The sequence below is a fragment of the Vibrio sp. 378 genome (assembly GCF_033339435.1).
On the sequence record NZ_JAWOUO010000825.1, the window covers coordinates 1 to 595 of the forward strand.

At 32.9% G+C, this 595-nt stretch carries 1 protein-coding gene; it reads left to right on the forward strand.

Translation table 11 applies throughout. From position 1 onward, the window contains the following. Positions 1–158: 158 nt before the first annotated feature. Positions 159–595, forward strand: a 437-nt coding sequence (locus tag R7Q48_RS29065) for an MCP four helix bundle domain-containing protein (RefSeq protein WP_318133825.1), incomplete at its 3' end; no start/stop codon positions are given.

The window sequence follows — 595 nt, forward strand, 5'->3', positions numbered from 1 at the left end:
ATTAATTTTATAAATAACAAGGGTTTATTTTAATTATGAACATTTATATTACGACTTAATTTTATTCACGATAAATTTATTTGAGACATTAGTCACACTATATTTCAAATCTCAGTAATAGACTCCGAGCCTTTCAAACCCCCATTATCAGTGAGTCTATGAAACTTTCTAATTTAAGTATCAAGTATAAAATCAGTGCGCTGATTTTGATCATTTCGTTATCTGTTATCGCTCTCTCCGTTTTCTTTACATCTGAAATCAAGATGATAGAAGGAAAGCTTACCGTATTTTCTGAAACCACCGTACCTAGCGTATTGCTCGTAAAAAATACCGAAATTGAACTCGGAATTTTAAGAAAGGATGAATTCTCTTTATTAACCAATGTGAATCACCCTCAATTCATGGAATGGGTAGCCGGATTAGAAAAATCTGAACAGAAAATTGATAAATATCTAGACCAATATGAGAAAGGACTGTGGGATCAACGCGACCGAGACGCTTTCAATAAAGTAAAAAGTGCCTGGGTTAAATACAGTGCGTTTAACAATGAATACGCGAAGTTGCTATTGAATAGTAAAATCGATGAAGCAAATGA